This is a genomic window from Parvibaculum sp. (assembly GCF_049672805.1).
Taxonomy (GTDB): Bacteria; Pseudomonadota; Alphaproteobacteria; order Parvibaculales; family Parvibaculaceae; genus Parvibaculum.
On sequence record NZ_JBATWS010000097.1, the window covers coordinates 1 to 20,396 of the forward strand.

General features: G+C 61.1%; 20 protein-coding genes and 1 pseudogene. 6 read left to right on the plus strand and 15 right to left on the minus strand.

The features are described 5' to 3' along the window. The 5 genes from WBF74_RS03030 to WBF74_RS03050 form a co-directional block, all read right to left on the minus strand. The coding region (locus tag WBF74_RS03030) for a S9 family peptidase (RefSeq protein ID WP_424434973.1) at positions 1 to 1,365 on the minus strand (1,365 nt) is incomplete at its 3' end. A 9-nt stretch (positions 1,366 to 1,374) separates the two neighbouring features. After that, positions 1,375 to 1,779, minus strand: a complete 405-nt coding sequence (gene msrB, locus WBF74_RS03035; protein WP_424434975.1) for a peptide-methionine (R)-S-oxide reductase MsrB — start codon at positions 1,777 to 1,779, stop codon at positions 1,375 to 1,377. 93 nt (positions 1,780 to 1,872) lie between these two features. Further along, positions 1,873 to 2,325: a MaoC family dehydratase gene (locus WBF74_RS03040; RefSeq protein ID WP_424434977.1), complete on the minus strand. Its 453-nt coding sequence runs from the start codon at positions 2,323 to 2,325 to the stop codon at positions 1,873 to 1,875. A 132-nt stretch (positions 2,326 to 2,457) separates the two neighbouring features. Next, entirely contained in the window at positions 2,458 to 2,964 is a 507-nt protein-coding gene (locus WBF74_RS03045) for an OmpA family protein (protein ID WP_424434980.1), read from the minus strand. Positions 2,965 to 3,095: 131 nt separating this feature from the next. Beyond that, positions 3,096 to 4,661, minus strand: coding sequence for an AMP-binding protein (locus WBF74_RS03050; protein WP_424434983.1), 1,566 nt, complete (start codon positions 4,659 to 4,661; stop codon positions 3,096 to 3,098). Between the two features lie 249 nt (positions 4,662 to 4,910). On the opposite strand from WBF74_RS03050, the gene WBF74_RS03055 reads away from it, so the two are divergent. After that, positions 4,911 to 5,816 carry a crotonase/enoyl-CoA hydratase family protein gene (locus WBF74_RS03055; protein ID WP_424434986.1) on the plus strand — a complete coding sequence of 302 codons (906 nt, stop codon included), beginning with the start codon at positions 4,911 to 4,913 and terminating at the stop codon, positions 5,814 to 5,816. Between the two features lie 48 nt (positions 5,817 to 5,864). Here WBF74_RS03055 and WBF74_RS03060 read toward each other — a convergent pair whose 3' ends face one another. After that, on the minus strand, positions 5,865 to 7,094 hold the full coding sequence (locus tag WBF74_RS03060; RefSeq protein WP_424434989.1) for an MFS transporter: 1,230 nt from the start codon (positions 7,092 to 7,094) through the stop codon (positions 5,865 to 5,867). Positions 7,095 to 7,313: 219 nt separating this feature from the next. On the opposite strand from WBF74_RS03060, the gene WBF74_RS03065 reads away from it, so the two are divergent. Next, entirely contained in the window at positions 7,314 to 8,816 is a 1,503-nt protein-coding gene (locus tag WBF74_RS03065; protein WP_424434992.1) for a flavin-containing monooxygenase, read from the plus strand. Positions 8,817 to 8,820: 4 nt separating this feature from the next. On the opposite strand, the gene WBF74_RS03070 is transcribed toward WBF74_RS03065, so the two are convergent. Genes WBF74_RS03070 through WBF74_RS03080 form a run of 3 tightly spaced genes read right to left on the minus strand, consistent with a single transcriptional unit; the run spans position 8,821 to position 12,076 of the window. Next, on the minus strand, positions 8,821 to 10,065 hold the full coding sequence (locus tag WBF74_RS03070; RefSeq protein ID WP_424434995.1) for an MFS transporter: 1,245 nt from the start codon (positions 10,063 to 10,065) through the stop codon (positions 8,821 to 8,823). A 56-nt stretch (positions 10,066 to 10,121) separates the two neighbouring features. Further along, complete coding sequence (locus tag WBF74_RS03075; RefSeq protein ID WP_424434998.1) at positions 10,122 to 10,799, minus strand: NAD(P)H-binding protein; 678 nt, start codon at positions 10,797 to 10,799, stop codon at positions 10,122 to 10,124. Between the two features lie 47 nt (positions 10,800 to 10,846). After that, entirely contained in the window at positions 10,847 to 12,076 is a 1,230-nt protein-coding gene (locus tag WBF74_RS03080) for a citrate/2-methylcitrate synthase (protein ID WP_424435001.1), read from the minus strand. A gap of 113 nt (positions 12,077 to 12,189) precedes the next feature. Here WBF74_RS03080 and WBF74_RS03085 point away from each other — a divergent pair, with 113 nt between their 5' ends. Further along, positions 12,190 to 13,311 (plus strand): citrate synthase/methylcitrate synthase, encoded by a 1,122-nt coding sequence (locus tag WBF74_RS03085; RefSeq protein ID WP_424435004.1) that lies wholly within the window; start codon positions 12,190 to 12,192, stop codon positions 13,309 to 13,311. A gap of 50 nt (positions 13,312 to 13,361) precedes the next feature. Here WBF74_RS03085 and WBF74_RS03090 read toward each other — a convergent pair whose 3' ends face one another. Both WBF74_RS03090 and WBF74_RS03095 read right to left on the minus strand, forming a co-directional pair. Continuing rightward, positions 13,362 to 14,129 carry an ABC transporter permease gene (locus tag WBF74_RS03090; protein ID WP_424435007.1) on the minus strand — a complete coding sequence of 256 codons (768 nt, stop codon included), beginning with the start codon at positions 14,127 to 14,129 and terminating at the stop codon, positions 13,362 to 13,364. Next, positions 14,126 to 15,061: an ABC transporter ATP-binding protein gene (locus WBF74_RS03095; RefSeq protein ID WP_424435010.1), complete on the minus strand. Its 936-nt coding sequence runs from the start codon at positions 15,059 to 15,061 to the stop codon at positions 14,126 to 14,128. The genes WBF74_RS03090 and WBF74_RS03095 overlap by 4 nt, the downstream gene beginning before the upstream one ends. A 224-nt stretch (positions 15,062 to 15,285) precedes the next feature. On the opposite strand from WBF74_RS03095, the gene WBF74_RS03100 reads away from it, so the two are divergent. Then, positions 15,286 to 16,437 (plus strand): saccharopine dehydrogenase NADP-binding domain-containing protein, encoded by a 1,152-nt coding sequence (locus WBF74_RS03100; RefSeq protein WP_424435013.1) that lies wholly within the window; start codon positions 15,286 to 15,288, stop codon positions 16,435 to 16,437. Here the strand turns inward: WBF74_RS03100 and WBF74_RS03105 are convergent. Together WBF74_RS03105 and WBF74_RS03110 are read right to left on the minus strand one after the other, a co-directional pair. After that, positions 16,434 to 16,703, minus strand: a complete 270-nt coding sequence (locus tag WBF74_RS03105) for a hypothetical protein (RefSeq protein ID WP_424435016.1) — start codon at positions 16,701 to 16,703, stop codon at positions 16,434 to 16,436. The genes WBF74_RS03100 and WBF74_RS03105 overlap by 4 nt on opposite strands. A 16-nt stretch (positions 16,704 to 16,719) precedes the next feature. Continuing rightward, the gene (locus tag WBF74_RS03110; RefSeq protein WP_424435019.1) at positions 16,720 to 17,022 is read right to left on the minus strand and encodes a hypothetical protein; all 303 of its coding nucleotides are present in this window, start codon (positions 17,020 to 17,022) and stop codon (positions 16,720 to 16,722) included. Positions 17,023 to 17,163: 141 nt separating this feature from the next. Between WBF74_RS03110 and WBF74_RS03115 the strand changes: the two genes are divergently transcribed. Further along, complete coding sequence (locus WBF74_RS03115) at positions 17,164 to 18,258, plus strand: DUF2336 domain-containing protein (RefSeq protein WP_424435022.1); 1,095 nt, start codon at positions 17,164 to 17,166, stop codon at positions 18,256 to 18,258. 402 nt (positions 18,259 to 18,660) lie between these two features. On the opposite strand, the pseudogene WBF74_RS03120 reads toward WBF74_RS03115, so the two are convergent. Together WBF74_RS03120 and WBF74_RS03125 are read right to left on the minus strand one after the other, a co-directional pair. Further along, positions 18,661 to 19,035, minus strand: a pseudogene (locus tag WBF74_RS03120) (helix-turn-helix domain-containing protein); the annotation flags it as partial. Next, positions 19,032 to 19,292 (minus strand): hypothetical protein, encoded by a 261-nt coding sequence (locus tag WBF74_RS03125; RefSeq protein WP_424435025.1) that lies wholly within the window; start codon positions 19,290 to 19,292, stop codon positions 19,032 to 19,034. The pseudogene WBF74_RS03120 and the gene WBF74_RS03125, both read right to left, overlap by 4 nt. A 164-nt stretch (positions 19,293 to 19,456) precedes the next feature. On the opposite strand from WBF74_RS03125, the gene WBF74_RS03130 reads away from it, so the two are divergent. Further along, complete coding sequence (locus WBF74_RS03130; protein WP_424435028.1) at positions 19,457 to 20,380, plus strand: alpha/beta hydrolase; 924 nt, start codon at positions 19,457 to 19,459, stop codon at positions 20,378 to 20,380. Positions 20,381 to 20,396 lie beyond the last annotated feature (16 nt).

Sequence of the window (20,396 nt, forward strand, 5' to 3'; positions counted from 1 at the left end):
GCGATGAACGAGCGAAATCGGTACGGCCTCGCCATCGGGCGCCGTGGCAAAGATACGCCGCGTCACATAATCGGCGGGGTTGTGACCAGAAGGCACTTCCTGGCGCTTGCGCAGCACGCGTTCGCGGGTTTCAAGGTCATAATCATAGACCTCCGCCGGCGTCGTCATGGAGCTATAGGCAAAGCGCAGCGTGGTGGTGTCATATTCGTAGCCCGCGCCCATATTGAGATCATAGGCTTCCTCGTCGAAAGCAATCTCATGCTCGCCCCCATCTTCGAGGCGGCGAATGACGATACGCGGCAGGCCTCCTTGCCGTTCAAGCCGAACATGATGGCCACTATAGGCTACATGATTGAGGATCAGCGTGCCGGGCCGATGCGGAATGAGATCACGCCAGTTCGCGCGTGAGGGGTCAGTCTCCGGTGCTTCCACGATCTTGAAATCTTCTGCACCGTCGGCATTGGTGAGGATCAGGAAGCGGTTTCGTGTGGTGTCATGCTCGAGATCATACTCGACACCATCTTCGCGCGGCGCGACGAGGCGCGGTGCCGTCTCCGGTTCATCAGCAGGAATGAGCCAACATTCGCTTGTCTGGTGATCGTGTGAGGAAATGACGAGCCACTTTCCGCTCTGCGTCTTGCCGACGCCGACAAAGAAGCCCTCATCCTTTTCTTCATAGACGAGCCTGTCTTCCGTGGCAGGTGTGCCAACAACATGGCGGAACACCTTGAGCGGGCGGTGTTCATCATCAACCCGCGTGTAGAAAAAGCTTTTGCCCGTCGCATCCCAGACGATGCCGGGGGAGGTGTCCGGTACTTCGTCAGCGAGATCGCGCTCCGTTTCGAGGTCACGGATGCGAACGGTGAAATATTCGGAGCCTTTCCGGTCGGCGGACCAGGCAAGCAGGCGGTGGTCCGGCGTGTGGTCCACATCGCCGATGCGGAAATAGGCTTCACCTTCCGCTTCCTTGTTGGCATCGAGCAGCACTTCTTCATTGCCTTCCGTGCCCCGCGGCCGGCGGCAGAACAGCGGATGCTGCGCACCTTCAACATGGCGCGTGTAATAGGCAAAAGGCCCGTCCGGGGAAGGAACGGAGCTGTCGTCCTCCTTGATGCGCCCCTTCATTTCCTGAAAAAGCGCTTCGCGCAGCGCCGTCAGCGGCTCCAGCGCCTTTTCCGTATAGGCGTTTTCAGCTTCGAGATAGGCGCGGATATCCTTGTTCAGAACATCCGGGTCGCGCATCACCTCGCGCCAGTTCTCGTCGCGCAGCCACGCATAATCATCGATGCGCGTGATGCCGTGATGCACGTCGCGCTGAGGTCTTTTCTCGGCGCGCGGCGCGGAGGCGGGAGGTGTGAGTTTCATGAGCGGCTGTCAGTCCGCGTCAGGCTTGAAGTCGAGTGCGTGGCCATTCGTGCAATAGCGCAGGCCGGTCGGCTTGGGGCCATCCGGAAAGACGTGGCCGAGATGGGCATCACATTTCGCGCAGAGAATTTCGATCCGTCGAACTCCATGCGACAGGTCATCCCGCGTGGCAATTACATCGGGGCCAATAGCATCGAAAAAGCTCGGCCAGCCGGAGCCGCTTTCATATTTCGTGTCCGAGCGGAAAAGCGGCGTGTCGCAACAGACGCAGACGAATGTGCCTGCCCGCTTCTCGTCAAGCCAGGGACCGGTGAAGGGGCGTTCTGTGGCCGAGCAGCGGGTGATTTCATACTGCTCCGGCGTCAGCTTCTTGCGCCACTCATCATCGTTTTTCGGAAGGTTGTCCGTCGTCATGTCGCCTCCGGCCCTTTGCTCTGCCGATGTTTCCATATGGAGAGAATATGGGTGGCAGCGGCCGCCCGGACAAGCCGGGCGGCCGATCGTCGATTATTCGAAGATCAGCGTGATCGTCTCGGCGACCATAGCCGGGCGATCATGGCCTTCGATTTCCATCGTCACTTCGTTGATGACCTGGGTGCCGCCAGCCTTGGGCGCGGCGTCCTTCAGCGTCACACGGCAGCGCACGCGGGAGCCGACCGGCACCATGTTGGTGAAGCGAACCGAGTTCGAGCCATAATTGATGCCGCGCGTCGCGCTCTTGACGGTGCTGATCTTGCCCATGAGGTAGGGCAGCAGCGAAAGCGTCAGATAGCCATGCGCGATGGTACCCATGCCGAGTTCTTTCTGGGTCCGCTCGGGATCGACATGGATCCACTGGTGGTCGCCCGTCGCTTCGGCGAACTTGTTGACGCGATCCTGATCGATCGTGACCCACTCGCTGACGCCGATTTCCTTGCCCTTCTCGGCGACATAGTCGGCAACGGTGTCAAATACGCGCATTCGATTCTCCCTTGGATGATTGGTCGTCTGATGCGGCCCCGTGGGAGCCTCGTTCGGAAGGCAAGTTAGCGGGCACAGTCATGCCCGCCAAGCCCCTGGAATCATGTGAGAGGGGGATGCCCTGTCCCTGCCTCAGCGGGAAAGACGAATACGCACGCGGCGGTCTTCCTTCGCGTCCCATGTCATCGTTTCCTCAAGCCAGCCCCAGGCCTCGCCCTCGGCATTGATGGCGATCTGCGAGGCCGGCCAGCCCAGCGCCACAAAGGCATCCGCTACGTTCTTGGCGCGCTTGCGGGAAAGTTCCGCATTGGCAGCGGCGTTGCCCGTCTTGCTCGATTTGCCGAACAGGCAGATCTGCTGGGCCTTCTGCCCCTTGGCAAGATTGTAGATATGCTCGAAATCCTTCTGGTATTTCGGGTCCACCCGGCTCGAATTGGTGTCGAAATAAACGTAGAAGTTCCGCTCGAAGACCTTGTTCGTCTTGCCGAGGTTCCGGCAGTTGCGGCCCTGCGTGTGCATTTCCGATGTCTGGGCGAGCGCAATGTCTCCGGCCACCATCGATATGGTCATGAAACCGGCCAGCAATGCGCCCGCGAAACCGACGCCGCGCAACAGGCCGCCCATCCATGCTTTCCCCATACAAGCCTCCATTGGTTGAGTCGGCGCAAAATCTAGCATGGAAAGGATAATCCGGTCCGCGAGGGTGGGGATAACAAAAACGGGCGCCTCCTGGCGCCCGTTTCTGGATCATTTTTTGGGGATGTGCAGGGTCAGACGATCTTGCTGTCCTTGTTGCCCCAGTAACGGTCCCGGATGAGGCGCTTGTAGAGTTTGCCCGTCGGATGGCGCGGCAGTTCCTCCTCAAAGTCGATGGAGCGCGGGCACTTGATCGCCGAAAGCTGGCTCCGGCAGAACTCCAGCAACTCGGCTTCGAGCGCCGGGCCTGCATCCGCCCAGTTGACGGGCTGCACGACCGCCTTCACTTCCTCGCCGAAATCTTCGTTCGGCACACCGATCACCGCCACGTCGGCAACAGCCGGGTGCATGACGAGCACGTTCTCGGCTTCCTGCGGATAAATGTTCACGCCGCCCGAAATGATCATGAAGGCCTTGCGGTCGGTGAGGTAGAGATAGCCATCCTCATCCACCTTGCCGATATCGCCGAGCGTGGACCAGTGCGCATGCTTCGGGTGACGGCTTTCCTGCGTCTTCTTCGGATCGTTGTAATACTGAAACTGTGGCGCGTTCGGGTCTTCCGCTTCGAAGTAGATGACGCCGGATTCGCCTACGGGAACCTCGTTGCCTTCCTCGTCGCAAATATGAAGCTTGCCGAGCAGCGGCTTGCCGACCGAGCCCTTATGCGCAAGCCATTCTTCCGAATTGAGCGCGCAGAAGCCGTTGCCTTCAGAACCCGCGTAATATTCGTAGATCACCGGACCCCACCATTCGATCATCTGCTCCTTCACGGGGATGGGGCAGGGGGCGGCGGCGTGAATCGCGACCTTGAGCGATGAGACGTCGTACTTCTTCCGCACATCTTCCGGCATCTTCAGCATACGCACGAACATGGTCGGCACCCACTGGCTGTGGGTAATCTTGTGCTTTTCGATCTGGCGGAGCGCGTCTTCCGGATCGAAATGCTCCATCACGACAACCGTGCCGCCGAGGCGGTTGACCGTCATGCAGTAGCGCAGCGGCGCTGCATGGTAGAGCGGTGCGGGCGAGAGATAGCGCACATTTTCATCCATGCCATAGAGGAACTGCACGAGCATGGTGAGGCTCGCAACCTCATCGATCGGCCCGCCGGAAAGCGGAATACGGATGCCCTTCGGGCGGCCGGTCGTGCCGGACGAATAGAGCATGTCCATGCCCGCCGTTTCGTCGGCGATGGGTGTCTTCGGCATGGTGTCGCGCACGGCTTCGTAATCTTCATAGCCGTCAATATGACCGCCAATCGCGAAGAGGCGTTCAACGCCCGGCAGGTGATTGCCTTTCAGCAGCTCGGTTGCCGTCTTCTCCAGACCCTTGGAGGTGAAGAACATCTTCGCCCCGCAATCCTGCGCGATATATTCGATTTCGCCGGAGGTCAGGCGCGACGAGATACAGGTGAAGTAAAGACCGGAGCGTTGCGCACCCCAGCAGATTTCGAAATAGCGCGCGTTGTTTTCCATGAAGATGGCGATGGCATCGCCGGGCTTCAGGCCATGCGCGCGGAAAAGCTGCGCAACCTGGTTGGAGCGTTCATCAAGCTCCTTGTAGCTGACGGTCTCACCCGTCGAGGCCATGATATAGGCAGGCTTCTCGGGGTTGGTCTTCGCGTGTATGGACGGATGCATCGCTGGTCGTCTCCCGGCATCAAACTGAAAAGCAGGGATGGATTGCCCTGCCGGATTTCGCTTTTCTGCGAGTCCATTGTTATATCTTGGCCCGGGATTTTTCGGGCCGTTTGGCGCAAACACACAGCAAGATGACGTTAACGTCAACTTATCTTCATGGGCAGCGACAGTTGACGCAACGGCATTGCATGCCGCCTCGCGACACGACATCGGAATTCGCGTAAAAAGAGATCAACAGGGAGAAACAGAATGGCCTACGAAACAATCAAATACGAGGTGCAGGACAATATCCTCACCCTCACGCTGCACCGCCCGGACAAGCTGAATGCCTTTACCGGCCAGATGATGTTCGAGATGATCGACGCCTTCGACAGGGCCGATGCGGATGACGATGTCCGTGCAATCATCATTACGGGTGAAGGCCGCGCCTTCTGTGCGGGTGCGGACCTTTCCGCCGGTGCCAAGACCTTCGACTACGCCCAGCGCGACGACCGGCCTGAAAAGGCCGACACGCCGATCAAGCCGAATGGCGAGATCGACTGGAGCCATGAAAGCGTGCGCGATGGCGGTGGCCGCCTGACGCTGCGCATCTTCGAAAGCCTGAAGCCCGTTATCGGTGCGATCAATGGTGCGGCGGTCGGCGTGGGCGTCACCATGCAGTTGCCGATGGATATTCGTCTGGCGTCAGAGAATGCGCGCTTCGGTTTCGTCTTTGCCCGTCGCGGTATCGTGCCGGAAGCCTGCTCCAGCTATTTCCTGCCGCGTATCGTCGGCATCAGTCAGGCGCTGGAATGGACCTATACGGGCCGCGTGTTTGATGCCGAAGAGGCGCTGAAGGGCGGCCTTATTCGCTCGATCCACAAACCGGACGAACTTCTCCCGGCCGCGCGCGCGCTTGCCCGCGAAATCGTGGACAACACGGCAGCCGTTTCCGTGTCACTGACACGCCAGATGCTCTGGCGTCTTCTCGGTGCCGATCATCCGATGGAAGCGCACAAGATCGACAGCCGCGCCATCTATGCCCGCGGCGCGAGCGCCGATGCGAAGGAAGGCGTCATGTCCTTCCTTGAAAAGCGCCCGGCGAACTATCCCTGCAAGGTGTCGAAGGACATGCCGTCCTTCTACCCCTGGTGGGAAGAGCGCAAATACAGCTAGGCGCCGCGCAGCGCGAACTCAAAACCCCGCCCTTCACGGGCGGGGTTTTTATTTCGGCGGTGCTTCAATCCGCCAGAGCGGGGTGAAGAAATAGACGGCTGCCCAGAGCAGCACCATCAGGCCGCAAGGCACCAGCACGGCATCTGTCGGCCCGAGCCAGCGGATGACATAGCCGGTCAGCAGCGAACCGATGGGGCCGCCGCCCATCGTGCCGAGATTGAAGCCCGCAAGCATTCGCGCCCGCAGCGCATCCGACGCGCTTTCCTGCACGATGGCGCGTGACTGGCTCATAGACACGCCCGCCGCAAGACCCCAGCAATGGGCAAGCAGATAGACGCCCCATACAGGCGGATGGAGATGAACAAGGATCATCACCGCCGAGCCCGTACACATGGCGAGCATGATCGCGCGGCCCTGGCGGCGAATGGGCCGCAGACGCGACAGCACGAACGAGGAAATGCCGATGCCGCCAAAGAAGGACATGAAGACAAAGCCGATCTCGCGCGAACTGCCGTGATAGATGTCGCGAATGAGAATCGGGAAGAGCACCATGAAGACGCCCATGAAGAGGATGCCCGAGAAGAACATCATCAGCAGCACGGGGCGAATGCGCTGGTCCTGCCAGACGGCAGCAAGACCTTCTTTCACGTCACGGAGCGGGGAGCGTTTCGTGCCCGCGCGCGGCGCTGCCGGTGCAGGTGCAAGCCGCGACGTGGCATAAACGGAGAAGGCGAGGAAAATGCTTTGCAGGATAAGGAGCGGCGCGGCCCCCACATATTCGGCGGGACTGCCAAGAAGATAACCGCCGACTTGTCCGAGAAACTGCCCGCTCATGGCAAGGGCCACGGCGCGCTGGATATTGCCGTCAAGGCTCACCATCGCCACGCGTGACAGCATGGAGTCGCGCGCGGGCATGATGAAGCCGCCGAGAGAGGACAGCACCAGCACATAAAGGATCATCAGCTCGAAGGAGAGAATGCCGTTTGTGATGAAAAGCGCGAGGGCGATGGGGGGCAGGATTGAAAATGCCTGAAGCCGCATCAGATGGCTGCGAAGCTCTGCCCGGTCGGCTGCAGCGCCGCCAAACATGCCAAGCAGCAGCATGGGCAGCATGGAAAGCATCTGCGCAATACCCACCCGTTCCGAACTTTCATTCAGAACAAAGGCGATGATCCACGGAAAGAGAACACCCTGAATGCCAGATGCGAGGAAAAATCCCCAGACACCGGCCATATACCAGCGATGATCGGCGCGATGATCGCGAGCCGGCGGCATCATCAACGAATCCCTGAAAAGCAAATATTGGTACGGAAAGCTTACTACACGCCCCGTGCCGAAACTCTCCCAAAAGACGGAGTAGGGTTACGCATCTGGCCGGAAGCGTGTGCCGTCTTACTTACTTTTTTGTCAATTAAGGGATGCAAATGCGCTTCAGAGAGTATAGATATACGCTCCAGCTAGCTGCATGACCCTACGTCCAACGGAGTCTCGCCCATCATGGCGCACCAATCCTCCCATGAGCACTTTGACGTTCTGATCGTCGGCGCGGGCCTGTCAGGCATCGGCGCGGCCTATCACCTTCAGAAAAACTGCCCGTCGAAATCCTATGTCATTCTGGAAGGGCGGGATCGCAGCGGCGGCACATGGGATCTCTTTCGCTATCCTGGCATCCGCTCTGATTCGGACATGTACACGCTCGGCTATTCCTTCAAGCCGTGGACGGACCCGAAGGCCATCGCCGATGGCCCGGCAATCCTGAGATATGTGCGCGAGACGGCGAGCGAGAACCAGATCGACCGCAATATCCGCTTCGGCCACATGGTGAAGGCTGCCTCATGGTCGAGCGAGGATGCGGCCTGGACGGTGGAAGCCGAGCGCGCGGGCGGCGAGCGCGTGCGCATCACCTGCAACTTCCTTTTCATGTGCAGTGGCTATTACGACTATGAAGGCGGCTATATGCCGGACTTCGAAGGCGTCAATGATTTCAGGGGCCGGATCGTCCATCCGCAGGAATGGCCGGAAGACCTCGATTACCGTGGCAAGCGCGTCATCGTGATCGGCTCGGGTGCAACGGCGGTAACGCTTGTTCCCGAAATGGCGAAGGACGCGGCGCATGTCACCATGCTCCAGCGCACGCCCACCTATGTCGTCTCGCGGCCGGAGGAAGATCGCCTCGCAAACTGGCTGCGTCGTAACCTGCCCGCAAAACTTGCCTATGGCATTACGCGCTGGAAGAACGTGCTCTTCGGTATGTTCTTTTACAATTACTGCCGCACGAAGCCGGAAAAGGCGAAGAACCTCATCCTTCGCGGCGTGCGCGAGCAGCTTGGTCCCGACTTTGATGTCGAGACGCATTTCACGCCCAACTATAATCCGTGGGATCAGCGCCTTTGCCTCGTGCCGAATGGCGATCTGTTCAAGGCGCTGAAAGCAGGAAGCGCATCCGTCGTGACAGACCACATCGACCGCTTCACGGAAAAGGGCATCCTGCTCAAATCCGGCAAGGGGCTCGAAGCCGATATCATCGTCACGGCAACGGGCCTGCGGCTCAAGGTGCTGGGCGGCCTTTCCCTCACGGTTGATGGCAGGGAGGTTAATCTGTCAGAGACGATGACCTATAAGGGCATGATGTATAGCGATGTGCCGAACCTTGCTTCGGCCTTTGGCTATACGAATGCGTCATGGACGCTGAAATGCGATCTGACCTGCGAATATGTCTGCCGCCTGCTCAACATAATGGATGAGCGCGGCATGAAGCAGGCGACGCCGCGCCTCAATGACCCCGAAGTGCAGCCCGAACCCTGGCTCGATTTCACCTCGGGTTATGTGCAGCGCTCGATTGCCATGTTCCCAAAGCAGGGAACGAAGAAGCCGTGGAAGCTCTACCAGAACTACGCGCTTGACCTCATGTCGATGAAATTCGGTCAGGTGGAAGATGGCGTGATGGAGTTCTCGAATCCGGCTTCGGCACGGCGCGAGCCGGAACGGCTGGCAGGGTGAGGCTCTATTCCCTTTCCGCCCGATAGCTCCAGATCGGCGTGAAGAAATAGAGCAGGGCCAATATGCCGACCATGATGGTGGCAGGCACCAGCATGGCATCGAATATGCCAAGCCAGCTGACAATCAGCCCCATCATCAGCGAGCCAAGCGGTGCGCCGCCGGAGAAGCCAAGCTGATAGGCGGCAAGCACACGGGCGAGATGCGTTTCCGCTGCCGCGATCTGCACGATGGTGCGTCCCATCGTCATGGTCGTACCGGCACCCATGCCCCACCAGAAAACGAGCAGGCACAGCACCCAGAACGGCATGGCGAAGTGAAACAGCGCCAGAATGATGAGGCCGCTTGTCAGCGACGCCATCATCACCCGCCCGCGATGGCGGATATGGCCGATGCGCAAGAGCGTCAGGTTTGCAACGATGGTGCCGCCCCAGAAGCAGATATTGATGAGCGCAAAGCGCAGCGTGAACTCGCTCGCCGTGCTGTCATAGATGTCGCGGATCATCAGCGGCAGTGCCACGAGGAAGCTGCCGACATAGAAAAGCCCTACCGCGAAATTGAGAAGGATCACCGTCGCAACGATCGGAACTTCTGCCGCCGAGCGGATGCCATCGACGATCTGCGCAAGGCGGCTTGTTGCGGCCGCCACATTGGTCGGCGGGAGTGGTGCAAGCTTCATCGCCATCCAGAGGCCCGCAAGCATGACGGCCGCCTGAAAGAAGAGCAGGGCAGGCGTGCCGGTGATGGCGGCAGTTGCGGCGATCAACATGCCGACAAGCTGCGCGCCCATCTGCACACCCATGGCAAGCGTCACCGCCTGCTGGATGCCTGTCGCCGCCACACGGGTCAGCGCGCTGTCACGCGCAGGCACGGCAAAGGCGCTGATCGTGCCCATTGTCAGCGCATAGATGATGAGCATGGAATAGCTGAGATCGCCCGCAAGCATGATGCTGGCGAGAATGATCGGCGGCAGACATGACAGAAGATGCACGCGGATGAGAATGCTGCGCGCATCGCCGTGATCGGCAACCGTTCCGCCCAGCAGCATGAGGAAAAGCGAAGGCAGCATCAGCGACATTTGCGCAATGCCGACACGGGCCGCAGGCTCGTTCAGAACCTGCGTAACCAGAAAGGGGAAGATGACGAACTGGATGCCAAGGCTGATGAACCAGCTTGCCTGGCCGCCAAGATAATAGTTGAGCCTCACCCGGCGCGCCGCCGCAAGCTCCGCAGCCTCATGCGTCTGCGCCATGAAACAGGGCCTCCCCTTTATGTTCTTTTGCGCGATCTTATCACAGACGCGTGAATTCAAATGCTCGCAAGATGCATCATCGCATCATGGGTGTGGATATGCGCTCCCCTTTCAAGTGCGGGGGAGAGGGCAGCTCCGCGCATGGCACCTGCCACAGCCTCGCCCCGGATGGAGCGATAGTCACGCAGCGGCCCGATCATCAGCGGGTTGAGGAAAGGCGTCAGCGCAGCGCCGATCTCTTCGCCCGAGCGCTTTTCCGCCCGTTCACCAAGCAGCAGGCCGGGGCGGAAGATATGCAGCGTTTCAAAGCCAAGCGCCCGGATATCGCGTTCTGTCTCGCCCTTTACCCGCGAATAGAAAATGGAGGAAGAAGCGCTCGCTCCCATTGCCGAGACGAGGAGAAAGCGTTTTGCGCCTGCTGCCTTCGCCGCCCGTGCAAAGGCGAGAATGTAGTCATGATCGACCTTGCGAAAGGCATCCTGGCTTCCGGCCTGCTTGATTGTGGTGCCCAGAGCGCAGAAGGCATCATCAAGCTGAGCGCCTCGGAGATTTTCCTCTGCCTTCTCGAAATCCGCTTCCATGGTTTGCAGCTTGGGCGATGAAATGCCTTCAAGCGGTCGCCGGGAAAAGGCGATGACTTTTCCATACGCGGGGTCAGCCACCAGCATCCGAACCAGATGCGCACCGATCAATCCCGTCGCCCCGGCGACAGCCGCTGTTCTCGCCTCGGTCATTCATCCCTCCCTGCGGCGCCTCGCCGTCGGCCGACCTTTAGCCTGTATCAGATTTTTCCGCGTGGTGTCTCACCCGTGTAGCGCGCCCGGGGGCGGATCATCAGTCCGGTGCGATATTGTTCGATGGCGTGCCCGATCCAGCCCGCTGTGCGCCCGAGTACGAAGATGCTGAGCCCCGCGCCCCTTGGCAGATGCAGAACCGTGCCGACCGTCGCAATCGCAAAATCGATATTGGGCCGGAGCCCGCCCGCTTCCTCCATGACGCGGATGATGCGCTCGGCGCGGTGGAAGTTTGCGTCATCGCCATATTTTTCCCGCGTGAGGGCGAGAAGGGCGGCAGCGCGCGGATCACCATCGGGATAAAGCGGATGGCCGAAGCCGGGGACGGGATCATTGTCTTTCAGTCGCTGCAACACGGCATCTTCCACATCGAGCCGGTTTGCCATGTCGAGAAGCAGACCTTCGACGCGGCCCGAAAGCCCGCCATGTTTCGGCCCCTGCGCTGCACAGATGCCGGCCTGCACGGCGGCATAAAGTGTCGCGCCCGTGCCCGCGACGCAGCGAACCGTGAAGGCGGAAGCGTTCAACTCATGGTCGGCAGAGAGAACCAGCGCGGCGCGAATGAGATCGGCCGCCGGTTTCTCGCCCTGCGTCAGCGCCCTTGTGAGCACTTCGTGCACGGGCTTGCTGCTCGGCGCTTCGCCTGCAATCACGGCTGCCACATAGCGCAACAGCCGCGCGCCTGTGGCGGCAAGGCCGCGATCCGTCATGTTGTACACGGCGGCATCTTCAAGTGCGGCCTGCGGCAGAAGCGAAAGGCACCGCTCGATCCTCGGCACGCGCGAAAGCGAGGCGGCGAGGGCCGCAAGTCGCTCGGAAGGGTGGAACACGGCATCCTTTGTAAAAGGCTGGGTGTCACGGCAGCCCCAGAGAAGGGCCGCCACTTGCTCGAGACTTGAACTTTTAGCCAGTGCTGTTGCATCGGAGCCGCGATAATGGAGCCGCCCGTCGGCAATGAGCGTGATGGCTGAATCGAGCACCGGCTGGCCGAAGCTGAGGGCGGCGGCCCCCGTTCCGGCCTCCGCCTTTGCCGGGGCGCGGCGGAGTTTCAGCGCCCGCACATCTTCGGCCCGGTAACGCTTCGCCCGGCTGTCCGGCACCGGCTCCGAGCGGATCATGTCGCGGCTCACATAGGCGTAAAGCGTTGCAAGCGAAACGCCGAGCTCCGCCGCAGCCTCGCGAGCGGTGAGGTAAAGGCCTTCAGGAGCATCAGCCATGCGCGTCTCTTTCTATATATTGATTATCTTAATCAAGATTGATCTCTAATCAACTGATCTTCACCTTTCATCCACGGGCCGCCTTTGCAGCCCCTGGTAAAAGGAGAAAGATCATGACCATCCCCGTCTCAGGCCTTCGCCCCGCAAGCGCCAGCGGCCTCGATAATGTGGTCGCCGCTGAAACGCGCCTCAGCCATGTGGATGGCGAGGCAGGCCGCCTCATCATTGCGGGACATGATGTGGAAGAACTCGCCGCGACCCATGATTTCGAGGGTGCCGTTGCCGCTCTCTGTGCGGCGGCAGGTCTCGATCAGGCGCCCGCTGGCGAAGCGTTGCGCGCCGCACTTGGCGAGGCACGGGAGGCGGCCTTCGCGCTAGTCCCCGGTCTGCTTCAGCTCGCGGCCGGTGCGCCTATTACGGAAGGGTTGAGGACGGGCCTCTCCCTTCTGGGGGATGAGGCAGATGCACCCGACCATATCCGCCTTCTGGGGGCCGCCGCCGTTTTCACGGCAGCGCTTTGCCGGGCGGCAGAGGGCAAGGCGCCCGTCGCGCCGGACGGGCAGGCGGGCCATGCCGAAGACTTCCTTCACATGCTGAGAGGCGAACCTGCGAGCGCGGCAGAAATCGATGCACTCAACGCCTACATGGTCACGGTGAGCGACCACGGCATGAATGCCTCGACCTTCACGGCGCGCGTCATCGCCGCGACCAGGGCGGGCACTGTCTCCGCGATTGTCGGCGCGCTCTGCGCGCTGAAGGGGCCGCTGCATGGCGGCGCACCTGGCCCCGTTCTCGACATGCTGGATGAAATCGGCGCGCGCGAGAATATCGAGTCCTGGCTGGAGCATGCGCTCGCAGGCGGCGCAAGGCTGATGGGCTTCGGGCACCGCGTCTATAAGGTGCGCGACCCGCGCGCCGATGTGTTCAACAAGGCGGTGACGATCCTCACCAATGGCAACGAACGCGTCCGCTTCGCACGTGACGTGGAGGTTGCTGCTCTCGCGGCGCTCCGCAAGGCAAAGCCCGGCAGCCGGATCGATACCAATATGGAGTACTACACGGCTGTTCTGCTCGAGGCGCTCGGCATTCCGCGCGATGCGGTGACAAGTGTCTTCGCCATGGCGCGCATAGCGGGATGGACGGCACATGTTATGGAGCAGGAAAGGGTGGGCCGTCTCATCCGTCCGCAGTCAGTCTATGTCGGCCCCTGGCCGGATGGCAGGGCGGCAGCGTGAAGCTGTTGTCCGCGAGAAATGAACTGTCGGGTGGCATCCATCTGGTCGCCTCACACTTTCAGCCTGTAGCCCGTGCGGAATATCCACCAGATGAGGCCCGTGCAGAGCGCAAGGAAGCCGAGAATGGCGATGATGCTGAACTCCACGCCGACATCGGACGAACCGTAAAAGCTCCAGCGGAAACCGCTCACCAGATAGACGACCGGATTGAACAGCGTCACCGTCTGCCAGAACGGCGGCAGCATGGTAATCGAATAGAAGCTGCCGCCAAGAAAGGTGAGCGGCATCACGATCAGCATGGGCACGATCTGCAATCGCTCGAAGCTGTCGGCCCAGATGCCGAGAATGAACCCGAACATGGAAAAGGTGAGGGCCGTGAGAACGAGAAAGGCCGCCATCCAGAACGGATGCTGGATTTCATAATCCACAAAGAAGCGCGCCGTGATGAGGATGAGAACACCCAGAATGAGCGACTTCGTTGCCGCCGCTCCGACGAAGCCAATCACGGTTTCGAGCGCGGAAATGGGTGCAGACAGAATTTCGTAAATCGTGCCGGAATATTTCGGCATGTAGATGCCGAAAGAGGCGTTCGAAATGCTCTCCGTCAGCAAGGAAAGCATGATGAGGCCGGGGATGATGAAAGCCCCATAGGAAACGCCATCCACTTCCTGAATGCGCGAGCCGATGGCAGCCCCGAACACGACGAAATAGAGCGAGGTGGACAGGACCGGCGAGAGAATGCTCTGCATCAGGGTACGGAAGGTGCGCGCCATTTCGAAAACATAGATCGCGCGGACTGCATGGAAATTGAACGTCATGCGCGTGCCCTCACCAGATCAACGAAAATATCTTCAAGCGAACTTTCCCGCGTGCGCAGGTCGCAGAAATCGATGCCCGCATCGCCCAGCGCTTTGAGAAGTTCCGGTATGCCGCTTTCCTCCGCCTGTGCGTCAAAACTATAGACAAGCGTGTGCCCGTCATCGGTCAGTTCGAGAGGGCGATTGGAAAGCGCAGGCGGTAGCGCAGTAAGCGGCGTTTGCAGGTGAACGGAAAGCTCCTTCCGGCCAAGCTGCTTCATCAGCCTGTTCTTCTCTTCAACCAGCACGATCTCGCCCTTGTTGATGACGCCGATGCGGTCTGCCATCTCCTCGGCTTCCTCGATATAATGCGTGGTGAGAATGATGGTGACGCCGCTCTGGCGCAGCCGCCGAACCATCTCCCACATGTCCCGGCGCAGTTCCACATCAACGCCCGCCGTCGGCTCATCAAGGAACAGGATCTTCGGTTCGTGGCTGAGCGCCTTCGCAATCATGACGCGTCGCTTCATGCCGCCCGAAAGTTCCATCACGCGGTTGTCGCGTTTCTCCCAGAGGGAAAGGTCGCGCAGTACTTTTTCGATATGGGCAGGGTTTGGCGGCTGGCCGAAAAGCCCCCGGCTGAATGTCACCGTGTCGAGCACGCTTTCAAAGGATTCGACGGTCAGTTCCTGCGGTACGAGGCCGATCAGCGAGCGGGCCGCGCGGAAATCGCGAATAATGTCGTGCCCGCTTACGCGCACCGTGCCGGAGGACGGATTGACGATGCCGCAGACAATGCTGATCAGCGTCGTCTTGCCCGCACCATTCGGCCCGAGCAGCGCGAAGATTTCGCCGGGTTGAATCTCCAGATCGACCCCTTTCAATGCCTGAAAGCCGTCCGGGTAAACCTTGGCGAGATTACGGATCTCGATTGCGGGGATCGGTGCATGCATGAGTGCGAACTGCCGGGACTGAAATGGGTGGGGCTGGCGGAGTTTTGCCCATATAGGGGCGCGGTCGCGCAATTTACACCCTGCGACGCCTTCTCCGCTGCAGAAAATTAACCCTACTGCGCATAAGTTTTATGCTGTGTATCGCCTCGCATTGCGATCCGCGCTGCCTCTTCGTAACAATGGCGCGCGAATGGGCAAGGGCGGTCCATTCAAGGAGCAGACCGGTGAAATCGCGGATTCTCATCTACGGCGTGGATGGCTTCGCAGGCGCGCTCGCCTCGCGGGCAGCAGCGCGGCGCGGCATTTCCCATGTCGCGGGTGGCCGCATCATCGCGGGTGTCGCGCAGCACGCGGCAGCGATTTCAAGGGAAACAAAAACCACCCTCGCCGAACCGCGCACCTTCACGCTCGCCGACAAGACGCGCATCTCCACCGCACTCGATGATATCGCCGTGGTGGTAAACACCTCTCCGCTGGAAGAAGGGGCGATGCTCTCGCTCATCAATGCCTGCATCGAAACGGGCACGCATTACATTGACCTGACCAGCGACCGCGCTCAGGTGGCCTCCATCGCCGGCCACGACGAAACGGCGCGCGGTGCGGGCGTCATGGTGATGGCCGGGGCAGGTTTCGACTTCGCTGCCATTGACGCGCTCGCCGAGCGCCTTGCGCAAATCCTGCGCGGAGCGCGCGCCGTCACTATCGCCGTGAAGCGCGGAGCGCCGACGCTTGAGGAGGCCAAGCGCCTCGTTGCCGCTCTCACACAGCAAGGCACGACGGTGAAGAACGGGCAGTTCGTCCCGGCTCGCCCCGGCGAACGAACAGTGGAAGTGGATTTCGGAGAAGGAGCCGAGACCGCTCATCTCGCCCCTTGGCGGGGTGAGGTTGTGGCTGCACGGCATCGCGGCGCCTATTCCACCCTTGAAAGCTATGAAGTGCTGCCCGTCCGCGCGATCCGCGTGCTTGAAAAGCGCGGGTTCAAGGCGAAGCTCTTTGCGCGCGGCTGGGGCGTCAAGCGGCTGGAGCGGAAGCTCTCCCAGGGGCGGCTTTCCCCGACAGCGGCGCAACTCAAAAAGGAGCGCGCCTATGTCTGGGCCGAGGCGCGCACGCCGGAGGGGGCGCGGTGCCGTGCGCGGCTTGAGACACCGCATGCTCATCTATATTCAGCCGAGGCGGCCGTGGTGCTCGCGCGGGCTGCGGTGACGGGACATGCGAAGCCGGGTTTCCAGCTTCCCTTCGCCGTGGCCGGCGCGGCGCTCATTGACGATATACCGGGTGTTGTCTGGCGCGAGATTGCCGACGCAGAAGATGTGATTGCGCCTGATCCCGTGCCCGCCTTGCCGGAGGCAGGGGCTGTCGTCGCAAGCAGCGCCTAGCTCTTCTCGCCGCTCGTCCAGCGATCCCAGAGGGCATCCACACATTCACGCCCGCTCATCTGGCTTGTCACCAGCCGCATGGAACTTTCCATGCTGGATGGCACGTCATCGGGATCATTGCCGACCAGCTCCGCCAGCGGCCCATAAGCCTCATGCGCCATTTCCTTGGCAAGCATCCGGCAGGGGTCAACCTCACCATACCAGATAACGGGAAAAGCAATTACCGCGACAATGGCAATGACGATCAGTCCGAGGATGAGGCGCATGAACGCTCCTGTCTGATTATTGTGGTCCGGTGCCCCGGCCGCTCACATCCGGCATCCCCATCGAGCCGCCGCTTTCGCGGATGCGGCAGGCTGAATAGCCGGACTTCCACCCGGCATTATAGGCCGCATCTCCCCGGAAGGCTTCCTCATTACGGGTGATGGTGGAGGGATCGCCCGGTACCTGCGATGTGGCGCTCCAGCAGCCATCGGAATAACCCGCCTTGTAATTCGGTTTATCCGCATGTTCGCTGCGGCCGAGCCCGCAGGCGGCAAGCGGAAGCAGCAGGCTCAAAAGAAAGACAAGGCGAAGGCGTGGCATGGGGCAGGGCTCCGTTCTGCCCGGATGGGCTTTGGGACAATAAGCCATGATGGCCTCCCGGCAAATGGCTCATGCTTTACGGGACGTTAAGGCGCGGGTGGTGAGATGGGCGCTCCGGCAGCGGGCCGGGAGTACAGGGCTATGCGCATGGCGCTCGAACGGCAGATCAAGGCGGCATCTTTCGATGATCCGTCCCGCACGCGGGACGCGGCGCTGCGCCGTCTTTGCGATCTTGCGCTGTTGCCGGCCTCGCTCACCTCGCCGCAGGAACGCAGCATTCTCGATACGGTACTTGCCGGGCTTGTGTCACGCCTCGATGAAGCCGCACGCCGCCGCCTTGCAGACCGCCTTGCCGCGCAGGTGGAAGGCCCGCGCGAACTGGCGCTCGCCCTCGCGCTCGACAAGCCCGACATCGCCCGGCCGATCCTCACGGAAAGCACATTGCTGAAAGAGGGTGATCTTGTGCATGTGGCGCGTGAAGGCATGCGCGAACACCGAACGCTTCTGGCAGCGCGGCGCGATCTCGCCAGCGCCGTTGCCGACGTGCTGGTCGAACTTGGCGAAACACCGATCCTTGTGACGCTTCTCGAAAACCGCACGGCGGAACTGTCTCACCGCGCCATCGAAACACTGGCGCGCCGCAGCGCCGCCGAGCCGGAGTTTCAGGCACCGCTTCTTGCCCGCCCGGAACTGACACTCCGCCTTGCGCATCTCGTTTTCTGGTGGGTGCCATCTTCCCTGCGACTGGAGATTCTGAACCGCTTCACGGTAGAACGGAAGAATATCCATGAGGCGATGGAAGATGTGCTGACGGATACATTCGAGGATGCGCCGCTTGATTTCGCGCTGTCCGTCCTGCGCCGTCCCGTGCCGGTTGAAAAACAGCGCCTCGCCTGGCTTTTGGGTGGCGACGCAGGTGGCCTGGTGGATGGCCTTGCTGCCGCTGCAGGCATCCGCAGCGAGACGATGTTCCGTATCCTGAGCGATCACGGCGGCGAACCGCTTTCCGTATTTGCCAAGGCCGTCGGCATGAACCGCAAGGAGTTCGGTGATCTGATCGTCGCCGCTGTTGATATGCGCCGCGGCGGCGGGCTGCCGGGCAAGGGCGATCTTGAGCGGATCGGCGGGCTCTTCGACACGATCTCCACAGACCGAGCCGATTTCGCGCTTCATTGCTGGGATATGGTGCTCGCAACCGAGCTTGTCGCAAGCGGCACGGTTGTAGTCGAGGCCTGAGGTCTAGTCCGCCGCGCTCTGTGTGGCATAGGCGGACGTGAATATCTCTTCATCCGACGGAGCGGGGGACGCCGGGCAAAAGCCTGGCCCCGAGACCACTTCTTCCAGGGCGCGGCGCGCCTGCCTTGCCGTGTCGATGATATCGCCCTCGGCCCGATCCACGAGGTCGAGAATGGTGCGCGCGCCTTCCAGTATCCCGTCCAGCCACGCAGAAGAACCGAGACCTTCCGATTTGAGCGAAACGGCATCCGCCGCAAGCGTCGTGACCGCGCGGCGCACGGCAGCAGTGTTGAAGTCACTCGGGCCGGTGACAAGCGCCACAAGCTTGCGAACCTGCGCATGGATGCCATCGAGAAGGGCCGCCTGCTCGCGCGCCCGGCGATCTTCCTCGTCTGCAGGCGGGGCGAGATCGTCAAGCGAGACGGAAAGCACCCGCGCAATGGCAGCCATGGTGCGGAAGGTGCCGTCTTTCTTGCCGGTCTCGATTTCCGAGAGATAGGGCGCGCTCATGCCCGCCGCGCGGGCAAGCTCGATCGCTTTCATGCCTCTATGCTCGCGCCACACACGCACCGGGTTTTCCCCATCCGCGATACGATGGGCAACCGCTGCAGGTACAGGGGCGAGCCCTTCAGTGCCAAGCGCAAGTGTGGCACCCGCCGCGCGGAGATCCTCGATATCTTCCGCCGCGCGCTGCAAGGCTTCATAGTCTTTCACGGGAACGAGCACGAAAAGCGGTTCGCCGTCAGGTCCGATGATTTTCTGATGGGTTTTGGTCACGCTGCTCTCCTGCCGGTGAGGGCGAGGATCGCCGTTCTGTTACCCTTGCGCTGAAACACGATGCGGAGTCCGGCTCCGGCATCTTTGCTGAAGAGATGGGAGCCGATCTTCCGGTCTCCTTCTGCCAAGGCAGCAAGCCGGACCAGCCTGCGCGTATCCGCATCAAGGCGCAGCAGCACCTCATAGGCGGCGCGGGAATAGGCAACCTCACCATCAATCATGGAACTGGCGACTGTGGGATCGGCTGTGTCGGTCATTGCAATTTCTTCCGGCATGTTCAAACCCGACCCTCGAAAATGCCCGCCGGAGATTTGGGAACGTCTTTCCGGCTGCATCACCTTCGCCGCCTGCTAGCATGGCGTCAGCAATCGGATCGCCGCGCGCGAATCGATGAAGTGAATCGGACCACAGGGAGCGGGGAATGTCTATCAAGCGGGAAAGCATGAGTGTAGAGCGCCTGAAGCATCTGGTGCGCGAAAGGGCAAAAAGGGGAGCACTCTCGCTGGAAGATCGCCGCAAGGTCATGGACGGCAATGCCGAACAGTTCCCCATCCCGGCTGGCGTGACCGTCAGGCGGGCCGATCTTGGCGGCCTTGGTGCGGAATGGGCCCTTCCCGACGGGCTGACGGATGAGGCAGGGGCGGGCAACACGCTTCTCTATTTTCACGGCGGTGGCTATGTCATCGGCTCCTCCGTTTCCCATCGCCATATCGTGTCGCGCATTGCCCTTGCCGCAAAGGCGCGCGTGCTGAGCGTGGATTATGCGCTTGCGCCCGAGAACCCTTTTCCCGCGGCGGTGAAGGATGGTGTGAAAGCCTACCGCTGGTTGCTCGATCGGGGACAGAAGCCGGAGCAGATCGCGCTTGCGGGTGACAGCGCGGGCGGCGGCCTTGCTGCGGCAACGCTCCTTGCGGCGCGCGATGAGGGCTTGCCGCTTCCGGCGGGCGCCGCGCTCATCAGCCCGTGGAGCGATCTCACCTGCGCGACCGGCAGTTATGAAACGCGCGCGGAAGCTGATCCGATGATCACGCCGGAAGGGATAAGGGAACTCGCAAATGTCTATCTGGCAGGCGCAGACCCGCGTGACCCGCTCGCCTCACCCAATTTCGGAAACCTCGCCGGCCTCCCGCCGCTTCTCATTCAGGTCGGCGACGATGAAGTGCTGCTCGATGATTCGCGCAACCTTGCCGCGCGTGCCCGCGAAGCCGGTGTGGAAGTGGAACTCGAAGTTGCACCCGACATGTTTCATGTATGGCAAGCCTTCTACCAGATGTTCGCGCCGGGCGAGGAAGCGATAGAGCGCATGGGTGCCTGGCTTTCTTCGCACTGGGGAAAGCGCGGGTAACAGCAAAGTGATTGTA